The 17417-nt window shown below is 54.4% G+C and carries 18 protein-coding genes; 9 read left to right on the forward strand and 9 right to left on the reverse strand.

Annotation, left to right across the window (positions count from 1 at the left end; genetic code table 11):
• The first annotated feature begins 50 nt into the window (after positions 1-50).
• Positions 51-470 carry a DUF3461 family protein gene (locus tag NCTC9997_RS12195; RefSeq protein WP_039045872.1) on the forward strand — a complete coding sequence of 140 codons (420 nt, stop codon included), beginning with the start codon at positions 51-53 and terminating at the stop codon, positions 468-470.
• 93 nt (positions 471-563) lie between these two features.
• On the opposite strand, the gene speB is transcribed toward NCTC9997_RS12195, so the two are convergent.
• Together speB and speA are read right to left on the reverse strand one after the other, a co-directional pair.
• Complete coding sequence (gene speB / locus NCTC9997_RS12200) at positions 564-1484, reverse strand: agmatinase (protein ID WP_010864538.1); 921 nt, start codon at positions 1482-1484, stop codon at positions 564-566.
• 91 nt (positions 1485-1575) lie between these two features.
• Positions 1576-3474, reverse strand: coding sequence for a biosynthetic arginine decarboxylase (gene speA / locus NCTC9997_RS12205; RefSeq protein ID WP_082935598.1), 1899 nt, complete (start codon positions 3472-3474; stop codon positions 1576-1578).
• A gap of 997 nt (positions 3475-4471) precedes the next feature.
• Between speA and metK the strand changes: the two genes are divergently transcribed.
• From metK to endA, 3 genes are all read left to right on the forward strand, one after another.
• Entirely contained in the window at positions 4472-5626 is a 1155-nt protein-coding gene (metK, locus tag NCTC9997_RS12210) for a methionine adenosyltransferase (protein WP_010864540.1), read from the forward strand.
• Positions 5627-5843: 217 nt separating this feature from the next.
• Positions 5844-6452 carry a SprT family zinc-dependent metalloprotease gene (locus NCTC9997_RS12215; RefSeq protein ID WP_052242174.1) on the forward strand — a complete coding sequence of 203 codons (609 nt, stop codon included), beginning with the start codon at positions 5844-5846 and terminating at the stop codon, positions 6450-6452.
• 90 nt (positions 6453-6542) lie between these two features.
• Positions 6543-7271 (forward strand): deoxyribonuclease I, encoded by a 729-nt coding sequence (gene endA / locus NCTC9997_RS12220; RefSeq protein WP_064978511.1) that lies wholly within the window; start codon positions 6543-6545, stop codon positions 7269-7271.
• Between the two features lie 127 nt (positions 7272-7398).
• Here the strand turns inward: endA and NCTC9997_RS12225 are convergent, their stop codons facing one another.
• The 4 genes from NCTC9997_RS12225 to NCTC9997_RS12240 are packed head-to-tail and all read right to left on the reverse strand — an operon-like array spanning position 7399 to position 10824.
• Entirely contained in the window at positions 7399-9063 is a 1665-nt protein-coding gene (locus NCTC9997_RS12225; protein WP_064978162.1) for an FUSC family protein, read from the reverse strand.
• A 3-nt stretch (positions 9064-9066) separates the two neighbouring features.
• Positions 9067-10074, reverse strand: a complete 1008-nt coding sequence (locus tag NCTC9997_RS12230) for an HlyD family secretion protein (RefSeq protein ID WP_064978163.1) — start codon at positions 10072-10074, stop codon at positions 9067-9069.
• 31 nt (positions 10075-10105) lie between these two features.
• Positions 10106-10315, reverse strand: coding sequence for a DUF1656 domain-containing protein (locus NCTC9997_RS12235; RefSeq protein ID WP_010864545.1), 210 nt, complete (start codon positions 10313-10315; stop codon positions 10106-10108).
• Positions 10312-10824, reverse strand: coding sequence for a MarR family winged helix-turn-helix transcriptional regulator (locus NCTC9997_RS12240; protein ID WP_010864546.1), 513 nt, complete (start codon positions 10822-10824; stop codon positions 10312-10314). Before NCTC9997_RS12240 ends, NCTC9997_RS12235 begins: the two co-directional genes overlap by 4 nt.
• 181 nt (positions 10825-11005) lie before the next feature.
• Here NCTC9997_RS12240 and rsmE point away from each other — a divergent pair, with 181 nt between their 5' ends.
• The 4 genes from rsmE to ruvX all read left to right on the forward strand — a co-directional run bounded on the left by rsmE (position 11006) and on the right by ruvX (position 13924).
• A complete protein-coding gene (gene rsmE, locus NCTC9997_RS12245) occupies positions 11006-11740 on the forward strand; it encodes a 16S rRNA (uracil(1498)-N(3))-methyltransferase (protein WP_010864547.1) in 735 nt (244 codons plus the stop codon).
• Between the two features lie 9 nt (positions 11741-11749).
• The gene (gene gshB, locus NCTC9997_RS12250) at positions 11750-12703 is read left to right on the forward strand and encodes a glutathione synthase (protein WP_047708158.1); all 954 of its coding nucleotides are present in this window, start codon (positions 11750-11752) and stop codon (positions 12701-12703) included.
• Positions 12704-12916: 213 nt separating this feature from the next.
• Positions 12917-13480 (forward strand): YqgE/AlgH family protein, encoded by a 564-nt coding sequence (locus NCTC9997_RS12255; protein ID WP_064978164.1) that lies wholly within the window; start codon positions 12917-12919, stop codon positions 13478-13480.
• 24 nt (positions 13481-13504) lie between these two features.
• Positions 13505-13924: a Holliday junction resolvase RuvX gene (gene ruvX, locus NCTC9997_RS12260; protein ID WP_064978165.1), complete on the forward strand. Its 420-nt coding sequence runs from the start codon at positions 13505-13507 to the stop codon at positions 13922-13924.
• Positions 13925-13940: 16 nt separating this feature from the next.
• On the opposite strand, the gene npr is transcribed toward ruvX, so the two are convergent.
• From npr to NCTC9997_RS12275, 3 genes are all read right to left on the reverse strand, one after another.
• On the reverse strand, positions 13941-14216 hold the full coding sequence (gene npr / locus NCTC9997_RS12265) for a PTS phosphocarrier protein NPr (protein WP_010864552.1): 276 nt from the start codon (positions 14214-14216) through the stop codon (positions 13941-13943).
• Between the two features lie 235 nt (positions 14217-14451).
• A complete protein-coding gene (locus tag NCTC9997_RS12270; RefSeq protein WP_010864553.1) occupies positions 14452-15561 on the reverse strand; it encodes a PilT/PilU family type 4a pilus ATPase in 1110 nt (369 codons plus the stop codon).
• The gene (locus NCTC9997_RS12275) at positions 15545-16645 is read right to left on the reverse strand and encodes a type IV pilus twitching motility protein PilT (RefSeq protein ID WP_010864554.1); all 1101 of its coding nucleotides are present in this window, start codon (positions 16643-16645) and stop codon (positions 15545-15547) included. Before NCTC9997_RS12275 ends, NCTC9997_RS12270 begins: the two co-directional genes overlap by 17 nt.
• A gap of 22 nt (positions 16646-16667) precedes the next feature.
• On the opposite strand from NCTC9997_RS12275, the gene NCTC9997_RS12280 reads away from it, so the two are divergent.
• Positions 16668-17375 carry a YggS family pyridoxal phosphate-dependent enzyme gene (locus NCTC9997_RS12280; protein WP_039045867.1) on the forward strand — a complete coding sequence of 236 codons (708 nt, stop codon included), beginning with the start codon at positions 16668-16670 and terminating at the stop codon, positions 17373-17375.
• The last annotated feature ends 42 nt before the right edge of the window (positions 17376-17417 follow it).

Genomic DNA, 17417 nt, shown 5'->3' on the forward strand with positions numbered 1-17417 from the left:
CGCATGCTGTTTGGTATGGATGACTGATAAAAAACAAAACGGTGCGTTTTATGTACGAGAATCTGAAAAAGCTTGGAATTACCCATCCGCACGAGATTGACCGTTACAGCCTGCGGCAGGAAGCTGACTTCGATATTCTGAAAATCTATTTTCAGAAAGAAAAAGGCGAGTTTTTTGCCAAAAGCGTCAAATTCAAATATCCACGTCCGCATAAAACCCTACCGGTCGATGGCCAGCCGGCGCACTATCAGGCAGTCAGTGAAATTAATCCGAATCTGCGTTTTTTGCTCGATGAATTAGAGCATGTCACCGGTAATAGCAGCACAAGTTTAACCAGCGCAGGCCGCACCTTGAGTGAAGCGGAATTGAAGCAAAAAATTCTGGGCGATTTGCGCCACCTAGAAAAAGTGGTGGCCAATAAGATTGCGGAAATTGAAGCCGATCTGGAGAAATTAACCGCGCAGCGCTAGTGGCTTATTGCGCTACAGTGTGGCGCAAGACACCCCACCTCAAACAAAAAGCCCCGTCTAGACGGGGCTTTTTTCAGTCTCGCAAAAGCGGGATTACTCGCCTTTGTTCGCCGCTTGAACGTACAGCATTTCCAGCGCCAGAGTAGCAGCAGCCAGAGAAGTCATCTCAGCGTGGTCGTACGCTGGGGAAACTTCTACTACGTCCATACCCACGATGTTCAGACCTTGCAGGCCACGAACAATCTTCAGAGCGCGGTCAGAAGTGATACCACCGATAACTGGAGTACCAGTACCTGGTGCGTGTGCTGGATCCAGACAGTCGATATCGAAAGTCAGGTATACCGGCATATCGCCCACGATGGATTTGATCTGAGCCACAACATCTTCCACAGTGCGATCATTCACTTGTGGCGCATCCAGTACGGTGAAACCGTTGTCACGGTCATACTCGGTACGGATACCGATCTGTACGGATTTAGTTGGGTCGATCAGACCTTCTTTCGGCGCTGTGTAGAACATAGTGCCGTGGTCGAACTCTGCACCCCAAGCATAGGTATCAGTGTGCGCATCGAAGTGGATCAGCGCCATTTTACCGAAATGCTTCGCGTGAGCACGCAGCAGTGGCAGAGTGACGAAGTGGTCACCACCGAAAGTCAGGCAACGCTTACCCGCGGCCAGCAGTTTCTCAGTGTGCGCCTGCAGGGTTTCGCTCATGTCACGGGCATCACCGAAGTTGAATACCACGTCACCACAGTCAACCACTTTCAGACGGTCACGAAAATCGAAGTTCCATGGGAAGCGGTTATGTTCCCACGCCAGATTGGTGGAAACTTGACGCATTGCACCTGCACCGTGGCGGGCACCCGCACGGCCAGAGGTTGCCATATCAAATGGAACACCAGTAATCACCCAATCGGCATCGCTGTCATATGGCATAAAGTTCAATGGCAGACGCAGGAAACCGAACGCGTTGGAAACCAGAGACATATCTGGTTTATTACCCAGGGTGCTCATAAATACCTCAACTTAAAAAGAACAGTGCGCCACGATCCCATCGCGGCTGGCAACCGTGGATTCTAATGGCAGGCAAGCCTGCCATCCAGCATTAAATTTCTTCTAAATATGTATAACCGTAAAGACCTGCTTCCAATTCCGTCAAGTAGGCTGCTTGCTCCTCTTCTGGCAAGCCAGACGCCGCCACTTGTTCGCGGTAACGGGTCAGTAAGGTTTCCGGCTCCAGACGCACGTATTCCAGCATGCCAGCCACAGTGTCACCGTCGCTGGAGGCGTACACTTCCACGTCACCGTTATCGAAGACCTGCACATCCATGCTGGCGGTATCACCAAACAGGTTGTGCATGTTGCCCAAGATCTCCTGATACGCGCCAACCATGAAAAAGCCCAGCAGCGGAGGATTTTCGGGATCGTACTCTGGCATCGGCATGGTAGTTTCCACCCCATCACCATCGATGTATTGATCAATGGCACCATCGGAGTCACAGGTAATATCCAGCAGCACGGCGCGGCGGGTTGGCACTTCGTTCAGGTGCTCCAAAGGCAGCACAGGGAACAGTTGGTCAATCCCCCACGCATCAGGCATCGATTGGAACAGTGAGAAGTTGACGTACAGCTTGTCGGCCAAACGCTCTTGCAGCTCATCAATCACCGGACGGTGCGCACGGTTATTCGGGCTCAACAGCTCGTTAATCTTGATGCACAGCGCCAGATGCAGCTGCTCGGCATAGGCACGCTGCGCCAGATTAAGGACGCCGACAGAATACTGGGTGTGCACGTCAGACAGGTCAAACTGGCTTTCGTGCAGCCATGCGCGCAAAGAGCGCTTGTCGCGCGACTGGCACAGCTCCTGCCACGTTTCCCACATGCTGTGCAGCACGCGCGGCGCATCAGCCGCCGGCGGCAATGGCTCGCTCGGATCATGACGCTCAATGCCAATCACGTTAGACACCAGCACCGCATGGTGCGCGGTAGTAGCACGGCCTGACTCAGTGATGATCAAAGGATGCGGCAAATTGTTCTGACGGCACGCCTCACCGATGCCCCACACCACGGTGCTGGCATATTCGTTCAGGCCGTAGTTGACCGAGCAATCGGATTGGGTACGGGTGCCCTCGTAATCCACGCCCAGACCACCGCCGACATCGAAGCACTGGATGTTAACGCCCAGCTTATGCAGCTCAACATAAAAACGCGCACTCTCGCGCACGCCAGTAGCCACATCGCGGATGTTGCCGAGCTGAGAGCCGAGGTGGAAGTGCAGCAACTGCAAGCTCTCAAGGCTACCGGCACTGCGCAACATCTCGACCAATGTCAGCACTTGCTCTGCGGATAAACCAAACTTGGATTTCTCACCACCGGAGGACTGCCATTTACCCGAGCCTTGCGACGCCAGACGCGCACGCACGCCCAGACGTGGGGTGACATTCAGCTTACGCGCTTCTTCCAACACCAACTGGATTTCCGACAGCTTCTCAATCACCAGATAGACTTTGTGACCCAGCTTTTCGCCAATCAGCGCAGTACGCACGTATTCACGATCTTTATAGCCATTACACACAATCAGGCTACGAGTCAGACCGGCATGCCCCAGCACAGCCATCAATTCGGCTTTCGAGCCGGCTTCCAGCCCCAACGGCTCACCGGCATGCACCAGTGATTCAATCACGCGACGATGCTGGTTAACTTTAATCGGGTACACCAGCATGTAATTGTTTTCATAGCCGAAATCTTTGCGCGCACGTTTGAACGCCGCGTTAATCGAACGCAGGCGGTGTTGCAAAATTTGCGGGAAGCAGAACAGGGTCGGCATCTGCTGACCTTCGCTTTGCAGCTGGCGTACCAAATCGGCCAGATCAACGCGTGCTTCCGGGCGCTCTGGATTCGGACACACCGTAATGTGACCTAGTTCATTCACATCAAAATAGCCACCGCCCCAGTGAGCGACGTTATAAGTACGGAGCGCTTTACCTGCGGTACGGCTAGGCATCGTATTTTCCTCATTTTGATGTGGGGCAACATAACTGCCGGTGGCAACCGGGCGTTCAACCAAAATATCTGTCATTGCGGTATTCCTGATCATGGCATGACAGTGGGACGGCATCCAGCGTGGCTGATGATACGTTAACCAACACTGGGACGGTTCGGGGCAGTTTCCCCGTCAATTACTTCAACACAATGATTGCTGCGCTAGCGCTGATACCACGAACTGCTCACAGGGCAGATGATGACCAATCCGGTGCCCGTGATGCGGTGCAAGTACCGTACTGAGCCGGTGAAGACTGAGTAGGTCTATTCGCACAGACTATTAGCAAATCAATACAAGGTGTTAAACGTAAGCGAAGCAAAACTCAGTACGCCAACATTCAGATATCTAGCGGTCAGACATCAGAAAGTAAGCGGCAATGAGCTCAAATACGACTGGCGCTGGGCATCGGCCTCGATAACAGCCTAAGAGCACAGCGGGACATAACAGGAGAATGAACGGTGCGCGCACGGGACGCGAAAGGACGGATGTGGCCGTTGTGGCCGGAAAACAGAGAAAAAGACATGTTACAGGTTCTCCATCTCCCCTTGGATGCATCTGAATCTCAGGTCCCAAGGGTTAAAAACCACCTCTTGCTTACGCATTTGGTTAATGAAAATAAAAGGGGTTTTGCCAACCTGGGATTCAGCAAGGCCAACTGCGCCGTAATGCATCAGTGACATGGCGAGTGACATGACTGATGGACACGCTAGGCGGGCCGGGCTACTCCGTCCGGATGCGCGGCGAGTTATACCGGTAATTGTAACAAAATGCAAAGCTGAATTTTGCTGAAAATGCCACCGCAATCACAAGAAACGATTTGCAAAAAAATTTGCTGGCAATAGCAAAGGCGGGAAATTAGAATAGCCGTCCAGATGTGGATACATCCACAAGCAATCGGTTTGTGGATATATCTACAAAGTAGATTTTTATTTGATTGATTTTCGGAGCTTGGCATCCCATGACAAGACACCTGTTCACTTCAGAATCCGTTTCTGAAGGGCATCCTGATAAAATTGCTGACCAGATTTCCGACGCCGTACTGGACGCCATTCTGAAGCAAGATCCTAAAGCACGCGTGGCTTGTGAAACCTACGTGAAGACCGGTATGGTGCTGGTTGGTGGCGAAATCACCACCACCGCCTGGGTCGATATCGAAGAGCTGGCGCGTAAGACCGTCTGCGACATCGGTTACACCAGTTCACAAATGGGCTTTGACGCCAACTCTTGTGCGGTACTGAGCGCGATCGGTAAGCAATCTCCAGATATCAACCAAGGTGTTGACCGTAAAGATCCTCTGGAGCAAGGTGCGGGCGACCAAGGTCTGATGTTTGGTTACGCAACCAACGAAACTGACGTGCTGATGCCAGCGCCAATCACTTATGCGCACCGTCTGATGGAGCGCCAAGCACAAGTACGTAAAGACGGCACGCTGCCGTGGCTGCGTCCAGATGCGAAGAGCCAGGTGACCTTCAAGTACGAAGATCACAAGATTGTCGGTATCGATGCCGTCGTGCTGTCTACTCAGCACAGCGAGTCTATCGGTCACAAAGAGCTGCAAGAAGCGGTGATGGAAACCATCATCAAGCCTGTGCTGCCAACCGAGTGGCTGTCCAAAGAGACCAAGTACTTCATCAACCCAACTGGCCGTTTCGTTATCGGTGGTCCTATGGGTGACTGCGGTCTGACCGGTCGTAAGATCATCGTAGATACCTACGGTGGTGCGGCGCGTCATGGTGGTGGTGCCTTCTCGGGTAAAGACCCATCAAAAGTTGACCGCTCTGCCGCCTATGCGGCGCGTTATGTGGCGAAAAACATCGTTGCGGCCGGTCTGGCAGATCGCTGTGAGATCCAAGTGTCTTACGCCATCGGTGTCGCTGAGCCAACCTCTATCATGGTGGAAACCTTCGGTACCGCCAAAGTTGAGCAAGAACTGCTGAACTCACTGGTACGTGAATTCTTCGACCTGCGTCCTTACGGTCTGATCAAGATGCTGGATCTGATCCAGCCAATCTATCAGAAGACTGCTGCCTACGGTCACTTTGGCCGTGAAGAGTTCCCGTGGGAAGCCACTGACAAAGCCGCGGCTTTGCGTGAAGCAGCTGGTCTGAAATAAGACCTCGGTCAGTCAGCCGCCACGCGGGTGATCTGCACAAAAAAAACCGGGCTCAGCCCGGTTTTTTTATGTCTTTTTTATATCCTTTTGGCCATCTTTTTATCGTTAAGCGCCTGTTTGCCTCCCTGCGTTACGGTTTGCACTGGCCGCCGGCTTTGGTCACAATGCCTCGCTTATCCCCCAACTCTTGATTGGAATTAACACGCCGTACTGACTTATGCCTAGCCCTCGACTGCCTACCGCCTTACAACAAGAAGTCATGCAGTGCCTACGCCAGTATCTGGCCATGGCCGCGGACTACTTTGACAGCCCTTTTCCTGAGCCGCGAGTCAGCTATCGCCAGCGTGGGATGAGCGCCGGCAGCGCGCATCTGCAGCTCGGTGAAATTCGTCTCAATCCGGTTTTGCTGCAAGAAAACGGCAGTGCCTTTATCCAAGAAGTGATCCCCCATGAATTGGCGCATTTGCTGGCCTATTGGCTCTGTTGTCAGCCGATTTCACCGGCACTTAGCGCGCAGTTACCGGCTGCGTGGCGCAAACGGCGTAGCCGTATTGCCCCGCACGGCGCCGAATGGTGCTGGCTGATGGAAACGGTGCTGGGTCGTCCGGCACGGCGCACTCACCGCTTTGATGTCAGCAGCGTGCGTGGACGCACGGTGGCCTATCAGTGTGCTTGTCAGCAGCACGCACTCAGTATTCGCCGACATAATCGGGTGCTGCGCGGTGAAAGCCGTTATCTGTGCCGTCAGTGTCAGCAGGAGCTAAAACCGCTCGCACTAGCCACAACAACGACTACCGAAGAAAAGACAGAGGGAAATGCCAGCTAAGGGCGCTCTGGCATTCATTACACAAAGTTTCTATTTCAGGTCTGGTCAATTACACTAATCAGTATGTTTGAACCACTGATTTCAACCACTATGTCTTTTTCTTTTGCTCGCCGCTCCGCCATCTGGCTGCTGTTACCGACCCTATTAGCGCCAGCCCTGCCGGCCCTGGCCGCAGCGCCACAAAACTTTTCCCAAGCGAAAGCCGCTGGGGTAAAAATCGTGAAACAAAATCCAGTGACCTTTTACTGCGCCGCGCCAATTCGCTTTGAAGGCAAAAAAATGGTGCCGGAGCTGGATGCGATTGGCTATCAAGTACGTAAAAACGCTAACCGTGCCAACCGCATTGAGTGGGAGCACGTAGTACCGGCGTGGGAATTTGGTCATCAGTTGCAGTGCTGGCAACAAGGTGGACGCAAAGCCTGTGGTGAAGATGGCCGTTTCCGCAAAATGGAGTCTGACCTGCACAACTTGCAACCGGCCATCGGTGAGGTCAATGGCGATCGCAGCAACTTCCAGTATTCACAGTGGAATGGCGGCGAAGGCCAATATGGTAACTGTGAGATGAAGGTCGACTTTAAAGGCAAACGTGCCGAGCCACCGGCGCGCGCGCGCGGCGCCATTGCCCGTACCTACTTCTACATGCGGGATAATTACGATTTGCGTCTGTCACGCCAACAAACTCAACTGTTTACCGCTTGGGACAAAACCTATCCGGTGACCGCGTGGGAATGTAAGCACGATGGGCTGGTCGCCGGTATTCAAGGCAACCATAACCCGTATGTGCAGCAAGCCTGTGCGAAAGCCGGTCTGAAAGACTGACGTTTGCGTATTGCTGGTCACAACACCGATAAAAAACGGGAGCCTAGGCTCCCGTTTTTGTACTTGCGAACATTAAACGCTGCGATGTCAGCCCGCGCGTATCGCTTAGCATCCTAGCGATATGCGTTTACTGGCGATGTGCCACGACCGGCTCGGTACGTTTGCTGTAGCTCCACTGCTGACAGGTGGCCATCAGCAGCGGCAATTGCGCCAGCTTAGCCTGCCAATTGGCCTGTTTGTTTTTCGGCAAACGGCCATACAGCGCCAGAATGATATCGGTGCGCCGCTCCATCTGCGCCGCCTTGCGCGTCATATCGGTCTGGTACGGCTGCAACATCCAGTGCCGCCATTCACGCTGCCACACCGCAAAGTGATTCTTCAGCCGTTGCTCGGTATCGTCCGGCAGCAAGATATGCTGCGCCACCGGAAATAACAGCCCCACCCCTAAACACGCCCAACACATCACGAAAAAGCGCTGCACATACAGCTCACTGGGGATGTAGTTGCTTGAGCCGGAGTTAATCATCACTGACATCAACGAGCCGACCACCGCCAAGGTACGGTTAGAGCCGTGCAGTAACCACGCCAACGGCAAGTACACCGCCACCAGCATAATGATCAGCGCATCATCGGAGCCCAGCTGTGGCAAGACAAACACGAAGATCGGAAACAGCACCAGACTACCGATGAACAGCGGCAACATGAACAAGCGGGTCGGGACTTTCTCGGCATACTGCGACATCAACAGCGACACCGTGGCCAGCAGCACCACCAGATTGCCGCCCGGCCAGCCGGTGTAATGCCAAATCTGCAAGCTCGCCGCGCACACGCCGCCAATCACCAGTGCGCTCAGTAGCGGTGAGTCCGTACCGGCCTGAAACAGTCGATTTTGCCACTGCCAGCGTAACATGCTTTTCGAGCAGCTATGTCCGGCCTGCAACTGCTGGGCGTCTTGCTGCATCAACGACAATAACGAGCCACTGCGCAGTGCCGACGGCGCCGGCGGTAATACCGCGCCCTCACTCAAGGCAGCGATCAGCGCGCGCACCCATTCCAGCTCGGCCTGCGTCGGCTGCGGGCATTTGACACGCCATGCATACAGATGCCGCGCCAGCAGCTCAACGCCGTACAGACTGCCAATCGCTTTTCGCTGCGGATCGTGCAACACATGGTAGTCACCGTAGTTACGCGACAGGCGAAAGCGCAGCATGCGCAGCTGTCCAAGCAAGCCAAAAAAGTGGCCCGGCAATGCCTCGGGGCTCGCATCCAGCCAGCCCTGTAACGAGCGCAATAGCGCTTGTTGCTGCTCCTGATGGCTACGCCCCACCTCCAGCGGCCACAAGATATGCAGCACATAGATGGTCGTCGCACCGATAAACACACAACCGATACGATCGACCATTACGCTGAACGATCCCATTGGGTTCAAAATGCCGTAGCACAGCATCACCAGCAGCCCCACCAGCACCCAGCGCCAGAAATCTTGCCAAGCAAAGTGGGTCAAGCTGGCATAGGCCAGCACAAATGCGCTCAGGCCACACAGGACAATCAACTGCTCTGGGCGCTGCACAAAGTGCCAGATCAGGAAAAAGCCCCACAGCACGCCGAGCACGGTGCCGGCAATCCGCTGCCACCAGCGCATCTGCGCTTCGCCGACCGTACCGGCCTCGACCATCAGCACGCTGGTCGGTGCCCACAACGGGTTGTGCATCCCCAGCCCCATGGCAAGAAACAGGCTGAGGATAATGGCCACCGTCAGGCGCAGCGAGCGCCAAAAACGTAACCGATTCATGGCCTACTGCGCCTGCAAATTAACGGTAGCGGTCAAACCGGGCAGGATTTCCATGTCCGCAGGACGCTGATCGAGCAGGATTTTCACCGGAATATTCTGCGCCAAACGAACCCAGTCGAACACTTTCGGCAAGTTTGGGATCAGACTGCTACCGCTGCCCATATCCTGCGGATCGAGCGCACGGCCAATGCTGTCGACATGGCCGCGCAAGACTCGGTTCTGGTACGCCATCAGCGTGACCTGTGCCGGCATGCCGGCGCGGATATTGCCCAAATTGGTTTCTGAGAATGCCCCTTCCACCCACATGTGCTCCGCATCCACTTGCGCGATCACCGGTTTGCCCACTTGGGCAAAATCACCACTGTGGATATTTACCGATGACACATAACCATCGGCCACCGCGTACAAACTGGTTCTATCCAGATCTAACTGCGCTTTTTCGAGCGCCACTCTGGCAGCGCGCAGCAAGGTGTTATTGGCTCCCGCACTGCCGAGCTGCGCATGCGCTTGTGCCAGCTTGCTCTGCGCCGCTTGCACATCCGAACGCGCCACATTCACATCGCGCTGCGCTTGATCATAAGTGCTTTGCGATAAGGTTTTTTGCTGCCATAAACGCTGCACCCGCGACATCTCTTTGACCGCATACTCATAGCGCGTTTGCGCGGCGGTGACATTGGCTTGCGCGCTCTTCACCGCTTCTTCTAATTGGCTGACTTGTTGCTGGGCACTGGCCAGATCCACGGTGGCTTTATCCACCGCTAACTGGTACGGACGCGGATCAATGCGCAGTAACAATTGCCCTTTTTTCACCGGCTGGTTATCGCTAACCGCCACATCCACAATAGCGCCGCTCACTTGTGGCGCCAGGGCAATAATATTGGCCCGTACCACCGCATGCCGGGTTTGCGGCGAACGCTGGTGATATTTAAACGCCCCAGCAATCACCAGCAGTGCGGCGAACATAACTCCAAGGGATAACAGTACCTTACGGCGACGAGGATCGACTGACATATTCTTCTTAAACTTATCGTTAATTATACTTTTAGTGATACATCAGGCTTAACAGCGCCAATACACCACAACCGCTGACCCACACCACTAAACGTGGATGCCATAATTTGGCTAGCCAGCCACGCCGGGCGGTAAACCGCAACACCAGCGAGACGAAGATAAACGCCAGTAACCCCAGCACCACCAGACGCGGGATGTAGACATCAAACAGCACTACATCTTGCGACAAAAACGTACTCATGCTTGCTCATTGACTCCGCTTAACTCTCGTTCTATACCGAGTTGTACTCGACGCAGCTGTGCCACCACCGCACTGAACTGCGTGGTTTCAAATTCCGTTAACCCTCGGTCAACCCGCTGCAGGTATAACGGCAATTCTCGGCGCATAAATTCGGCACCCGCCGGTGTCAGCTGTACATATACTGAACGCCGATCCTCAGGATTAATCCGGCGCGCCACCATGCCTTGCTGTTCCAGAATATCGAGCTGCTTACTGATAGAAGCTCGCGCCACCCCCAGAGCCTCAGCCAGAACACTCGGTAATAACGACTGCTCTGGGCTGACAAACAACATGCGCAAAATATAAAAACGTCCTACCTGCAAGCCGGATAATTCCGCTATCTGCAACAAGCCACAGCGCAACTTATCGATCTCTTCAAAAAAATCGATCGAAAGGCGAATACGCTCCAAATCCAAGTCCGGTAAATGCTGTTCGCAATAGGCCAAAGTCAGCCGGTGCTGGGTAGACATACTGTAATCTCCGAAATTCTACTCTTGAAATCCTTTGAAGTTGATCACAATTGTAATTAGCTAGCTAACTAATTACCAGCCAAATTACCGTCTATTCGAAAACCCGATGCAAAGCAGCAGGAACTATTCAGGCATGGTAAGATGTTATGCATTAAAACTTTTTCAATGACGACACTGACCTATGCGCATTCCTCGTATTTATCACCCTGAACCACTGACTGTTGGCCAGCTGGTAACCCTGAGTGACGATGCGGCCAACCACGTGGGCCGGGTATTACGCATGACCGCGGACGATGAACTGGATCTGTTTGATGGCAGTAACCAAGTTTTTCGGGCGCGGATCACTGAAAGCAGCAAACGTCAGGTGACGGCGACCGTCACCGAAGCGAGCGAAGATAACCGTGAATCACCACTGCGTATCCATTTAGGGCAAGTGATTTCCCGTGGCGATAAGATGGAGTTCACCATTCAAAAATCGGTCGAACTCGGCGTCACCGAAATCACCCCGCTGATTTCAGAGCGTTGTGGGGTTCGCCTCGATGCTGAGCGGATGGAGAAAAAAATCCAGCAGTGGCAAAAAATTGCAGTGGCCGCTTGTGAGCAGTGCGGACGCAACGCCGTGCCGGTGATCCGCCCGGCGATGAAGCTGGAAAACTGGTGCGCCGAAAACGATGGCAGCCTGAAGCTGAACCTGCATCCACGCGCGCGCTACAGCATCAATACACTGCCAACACTGCCGCCAGAAGGCGTGCGCCTGTTGATTGGTCCGGAAGGCGGTCTATCGGCAGAAGAAATTGCGATGACTGAGCAATATGCCTTTACTGAAATTCTGCTCGGTCCACGGGTCTTGCGCACCGAAACCGCTGCATTGACCGCGATCACCGCATTACAAGTTCGCTTCGGCGATCTGGGTTAAGGAGTTCTTATGATCAAGTTGGGTATCGTGATGGATCCGATTGCATCCATCAACATCAAGAAAGATTCCAGTTTTGCCATGTTGCAAGAAGCGCAAAAGCGCGGCTATGAACTGCACTATATGGAAATGGCAGACCTGTATCTGGATAGCGGTGAAGCTAAGGCCCGTACACGCCTGCTGAGCGTGCATGATGACAAGCAGCACTGGTTCAGCTTCGCAAGCGAGCAGCATATGCCACTGGCCGATCTGGACGTGATCCTGATGCGTAAAGACCCGCCGTTTGATACCGAATACATCTACGCGACTTACATTCTAGAGCGCGCCGAGGAAGCCGGTACGCTGATCGTCAACAAGCCGCAAAGCCTGCGTGACTGTAACGAAAAGCTGTTTACCGCGTGGTTCTCCGATCTAACGCCAACCACTCTGGTAACCCGTAGCGCCGAGCGTATCCGCGCGTTCCACCAGCAGCATGGCGATATCATCCTCAAGCCGCTCGACGGCATGGGTGGCACCTCGATTTTCCGCATCAAAGCCGGCGACCCAAACCTGTCAGTGATCATCGAAACCCTGACCGGTTATCAGCAGCATTTTTGTATGGCGCAGACCTTTATTCCGGCCATTACCGAAGGCGATAAACGCATTTTGGTGGTCGACGGTGAGCCGGTGCCATACTGCTTGGCGCGTATTCCGCAAAAAGGCGAAACCCGAGGTAACTTGGCTGCCGGTGGCCGCGGTGAAGCGCGTCCACTGAGCGAATCGGATTGGGCGATTGCCCGCGCCGTAGCGCCAGTGCTCAAGCAAAAAGGGCTGATCTTCGTCGGACTGGATGTGATTGGCGATAAGCTAACTGAAATCAACGTCACTAGCCCAACCTGCATCCGCGAAATCGAAGCTGCGTTCCCCGTTTCGATCACCGGTATGCTGATGGATGCCATCGAAAGCCGTTTAGGTAAACGCGCCTAAACGTGCTCAGCCGGCTTAGCCTGCTGGCCGGATAGGGGAAAATTGCCGCATGATGCATTTCTTCCCTTATCCGGCGCTATACTGCCATCAGATCTCCCGCCAGCGGGCGTGACGACAGCCCCACAAGGCTGGCATACTTGTCCACCTCGCTCCGCGGCCTTACGGCAGCGGTCCTGATTTTCGTGACTATCAACCTGGTGATTCCGACCTACCATGAACTTGCAAAACCATTTCCTCGTGGCCATGCCGGGCATGCAGGATCCGTTCTTTAAACGTTCGGTGGTGTATATCTGCGAACACACCGCGACTGACGGTGCCATGGGTATCACCCTGACCCGTCCGTCGGAAATGACGCTGGAAGAGATGCTGGCGCAGATAGAGATCACGCCAGAGCCGCGCGATCCAGCTATTCGCCTGAACCGTCCGGTATTGGCCGGTGGCCCGATCGCCAACGATCGCGGCTTTGTGCTGCACACCCCCAGCGATCAATTTGGCGCGAGCTTGCAGCTGACTTCCGATGTGATGATCACCACGTCGCGCGATATTTTAGAAACCCTCGGCACGCCTAATCAGCCTAAGCAAGTCTTGGTCGCGCTAGGTTATGCCGGCTGGGAAAAAGATCAGCTGGAAGACGAGATCAAGGCCAACGCGTGGCTAACAGTGGAAGCCGATCCGGACATTTTGTTTAACACCCCGATCAATGAGCGCTGGCAAGCCGCCGCGCGCAAACTGGGCATCGATATCCGCCAGATAGCGCCACATGCTGGCCATGCTTAATTTTGTCTACGTGAGCCTGTATCTATGAGTCGAACCATGATGGCCTTTGATTTCGGCACCAAAAGTATCGGTGTCGCCATCGGGCAAGAAATTACCGCCACCGCGCGCCCTATCGCCTCGCTCAAAGCGCGCGATGGGATCCCAGACTGGGAGCAACTGCAAAAGCTGCTCAACGAGTGGAAACCGGATCTGGTGGTGGTCGGCCTGCCGCTGAATATGGACGGTACCGAGCAACCGGTCACCGCCTGTGCGCGCAAATTTGCCAATCGTCTGCAAGGGCGCTTCGGGCAAAAGGTCGTGCTGCACGATGAGCGCCTGTCTACCGTTGAAGCCCGTTCGCATCTGTTTGCCAGCGGTGGTTTCCGTGCGCTGGACAAAGGCCGCGTCGATGCGGCTTCCGCCTGCGTGATTCTGGAAAGTTGGTTCGAGCAGAATCTGGCGTAATGAGGACTGAGGAGGATCAGACCTCCTCATCAAACCCACTTTCAAACAGCGCCACTACTGCGGCCATCGCCTCTTTTTCTTGTGGCCCGTCGACCTGCACGCTGATCTGCCCGCCTTGCGCGGATTCCAGCATCAACATGGCAATAATGCTGTTGGCCTCCGCTTCAGTGCCCGCGGCGTTACGCAGTACAACCCGCGCATCAAACTTTTGTACCAGCTCAAACAGCATCATGGCCGGGCGCGCATGCATGCCCAGCTTGTTTCTGACCTCAACCGAGGTTTGCAACGTCATAGCCACTCCTACTTCGCCCACCAATAGGCCATAAAGACAACACGCCCCGCTTTGGCCAGCAAAACGGGGCGCAGTCATGTCACAGACATCATCAGCCGGTAACGATACGCAATATCTCAGCACAGCGCTTACAGCGTGCATGTGCGTCTTGGCTTTATCTTAGCGCAGGGCAAGCTCACTGGCGAGATGCGCTGTCACTCCGCCAGCAAGCCACCGCGCTCAACATCCTTTGGCATTAGCTTAAATCCACCGTCACATCATCGAAGGTGTTCGGTGAGAACGGCTCATCCCCGCTACTGCGGATCCGCAAGCGCAAATCATTGGCCGACTCCGCATAATGCAGCGCATCGGTATAGCTAATCAGCCCGCGCCGATACAAGCCGTACAGCGATTGGTCAAAGGTGCACATGCCAATCTCGCTGTTACTGGCCATCACATCACGCAGCTCATACAACTGATTTTTACGCAGCAAATCGGTCACGCGCGGCGTGTTGATCAAAATCTCGTGCACCAGTAAACGGCGCCCTGGGGTGATCCCCGGCACCAGCTGCTGCCCGATAATGGCGCGCAAGTTGTTGGATAAATCAAACAAGAAAGCTTCGCGGCTGCCTTCAGGGATCATGTGTACCATCCGCTCCAGCGCTTGGCTGGCGTTATTGGCGTGCAAGGTGGCGATACACAGATGACCGGTTTCGGAAAAGCCAATCGCATGTTGCAGCGTGTCGCGGGTGCGGATCTCGCCAACCTGAATCACATCCGGTGCTTGGCGCAGCGCGTTACGCAAGGCGACTTCGTAGCTTTCGGTATCCATCCCCACTTCACGCTGGGTGATTAAACAGCGTTTATGCGGATGGATAAATTCAATCGGATCTTCCACCGTCAGAATATGCGAATGGTCAAACTCGTTGCGATAGCCGAGCATCGCTGCCAGCGTGGTGGTTTTCCCGCTGCCGGTAGCGCCGACCACCAAAATCAAACCTTTGCGCGTCATCGCCAGCTCACCGGTTAACATCGGTAAGCCCAGCTCTTCAATGGTCGGAATATCGGTTCGAATATGACGGATCACCATGCCCGGCAATTCACGCTGCCAAAAACCGGAGACCCGAAAACGGGCAAACGGACGCACCAGCGCCATGTTGCCCTCTTTTTGCTGACAAAACTGTAAGAAGCGCTCGGCGCCCATCGCCTGCGCCACCAGCTCGGTGACCGTTTCAATCGACAGCGCCTCACCTAGTGGGTGCAGCTCATGATTGATGCGCAGCTGCGCGGGCACATCGACCGAAACATACAGATCCGACGCCTGCTGGCGCAGCATCTCCTGCAATAACTCATCCAGCGAAACCATAGCCCATCGCTCCTGCACCGGTGCCACCCGCGGTATTGCCGTTTTGGATCCCGCCATCCATCAACGAGTTCATCTTGCGCTGCGCCTCTTCGTAGCTGACCACGCCCTGACTGGTCAGCACATTCAGCGCCTGCTCCAACGTCTGCATACCTTGACGCGAGCTGGTCTGCAAAATCGAATAGATCTGGTGAATTTTATCTTCACGGATCAAGTTACGAATAGCTGGCGTTCCCAGCATGATCTCGTGCGCCGCCACACGTCCGCCGCCTTCTTTACGCAGCAATACCTGCGAGATAACCGCTTTGAGCGATTCAGACAGCATCGAGCGCACCATGTCTTTTTCCGCGCCGGGGAACACATCCACAATACGGTCGATGGTTTTGGCCGCCGAGCTGGTGTGCAAGGTGCCAAACACCAAGTGGCCGGTTTCGGCGGCAGTCAGTGCCAGACGAATGGTTTCCAGATCGCGCAGCTCACCCACCAAAATCACATCCGGGTCTTCACGCAGCGCCGAGCGCAGTGCATTATTAAAACTGTGGGTATGCCGATGCACCTCACGCTGGTTAATCAGGCACTTGTTACTGGTGTGGATAAATTCTATCGGATCTTCAATGGTCAGAATGTGGTGATGCATGTGCTGATTGACATAATTGAGCATCGCCGCCAAGGTGGTCGACTTCCCCGAGCCGGTCGGGCCGGTCACCAATACCAATCCACGCGGCTGCATGGCAATATTCCGAAACACTTCCGGTGCGTTTAACTGCTCCAGTGTTGGTATATCTGTAGGTATGGTACGCAGTGCCGCCGAAATTCCCCGTTGCTGCTGATAAGCATTAACCCGGAAACGGCCAACCCCGTTCAGTTCGAACGAAAAGTCCAGTTCCATCTCAGTTTCAAAGTCACGGCGCTGAACATCGTTCATAATGTCATACACCAGACGGCGCACTTCACGGCCATCCAGGACCGGCATATTGACCCGACGCACTTCTCCGTCGACGCGGATCAGCGGTGGGTTACCGGCAGATAGGTGCAGATCCGAGGCATTATGTTTTACACTAAAAGCCAACAGTTCTGTTATGTCCATTTAAGTCCCTTAAAACAACGACATGCAAAGTATTAAAGAGAACCTACACGCGATTAAGCAACAAATCGCCGACGCCGCTGCAAAATGCGAGCGAGCTCCTGAATCCGTTACACTGCTGGCGGTCAGCAAAACCAAACCTGTGAGTGCGGTTCAGGAAGCCATCGAGGCCGGTCAACGCGCCTTCGGTGAAAACTATGTGCAAGAAGGGGTGGATAAAATCCAGCATTTTGCCACTACGCCGTATGCTGCCGAGCTGGAATGGCACTTTATCGGCCCACTGCAAAGCAACAAAAGCCGACTGGTTGCCGAGCACTTTGATTGGATGCACACGGTCGATCGCTTGAAAATCGCCCAGCGTCTCAATGAACAGCGCCCAGCGGATAAAGCGCCGCTGAACGTACTGATTCAGGTCAAAGTCAGCAGCGAAGAGAGCAAATCCGGTATCGATGCCAGCGAAGTACTCGCCTTGGCCGATCAGATTGCCCACTTACCGCAGCTGCGTTTGCGCGGATTGATGACCATTCCCCAAGAAAGTCACGATTACGCCACCCAATATGCGGACTTTGCCAAGCTGACCGCGGTATTTGAGCAGCTCAAGCAAACCCATCCAGAAATTGATACCCTATCCATGGGGATGACCGGTGACATGAGCGCCGCGATTGCCGCCGGCAGCACCATGGTGCGCATCGGTACCGCCATTTTTGGCGCACGCGATTACGGTCAGCACTGAGTTTCGCATTACGTTGACTCACGGCTAGTACAAGCCACTGAC

The organism is Plesiomonas shigelloides (genome assembly GCF_900087055.1).
Taxonomy (GTDB): domain Bacteria; phylum Pseudomonadota; class Gammaproteobacteria; order Enterobacterales; family CAMTGL01; genus Plesiomonas; species Plesiomonas shigelloides.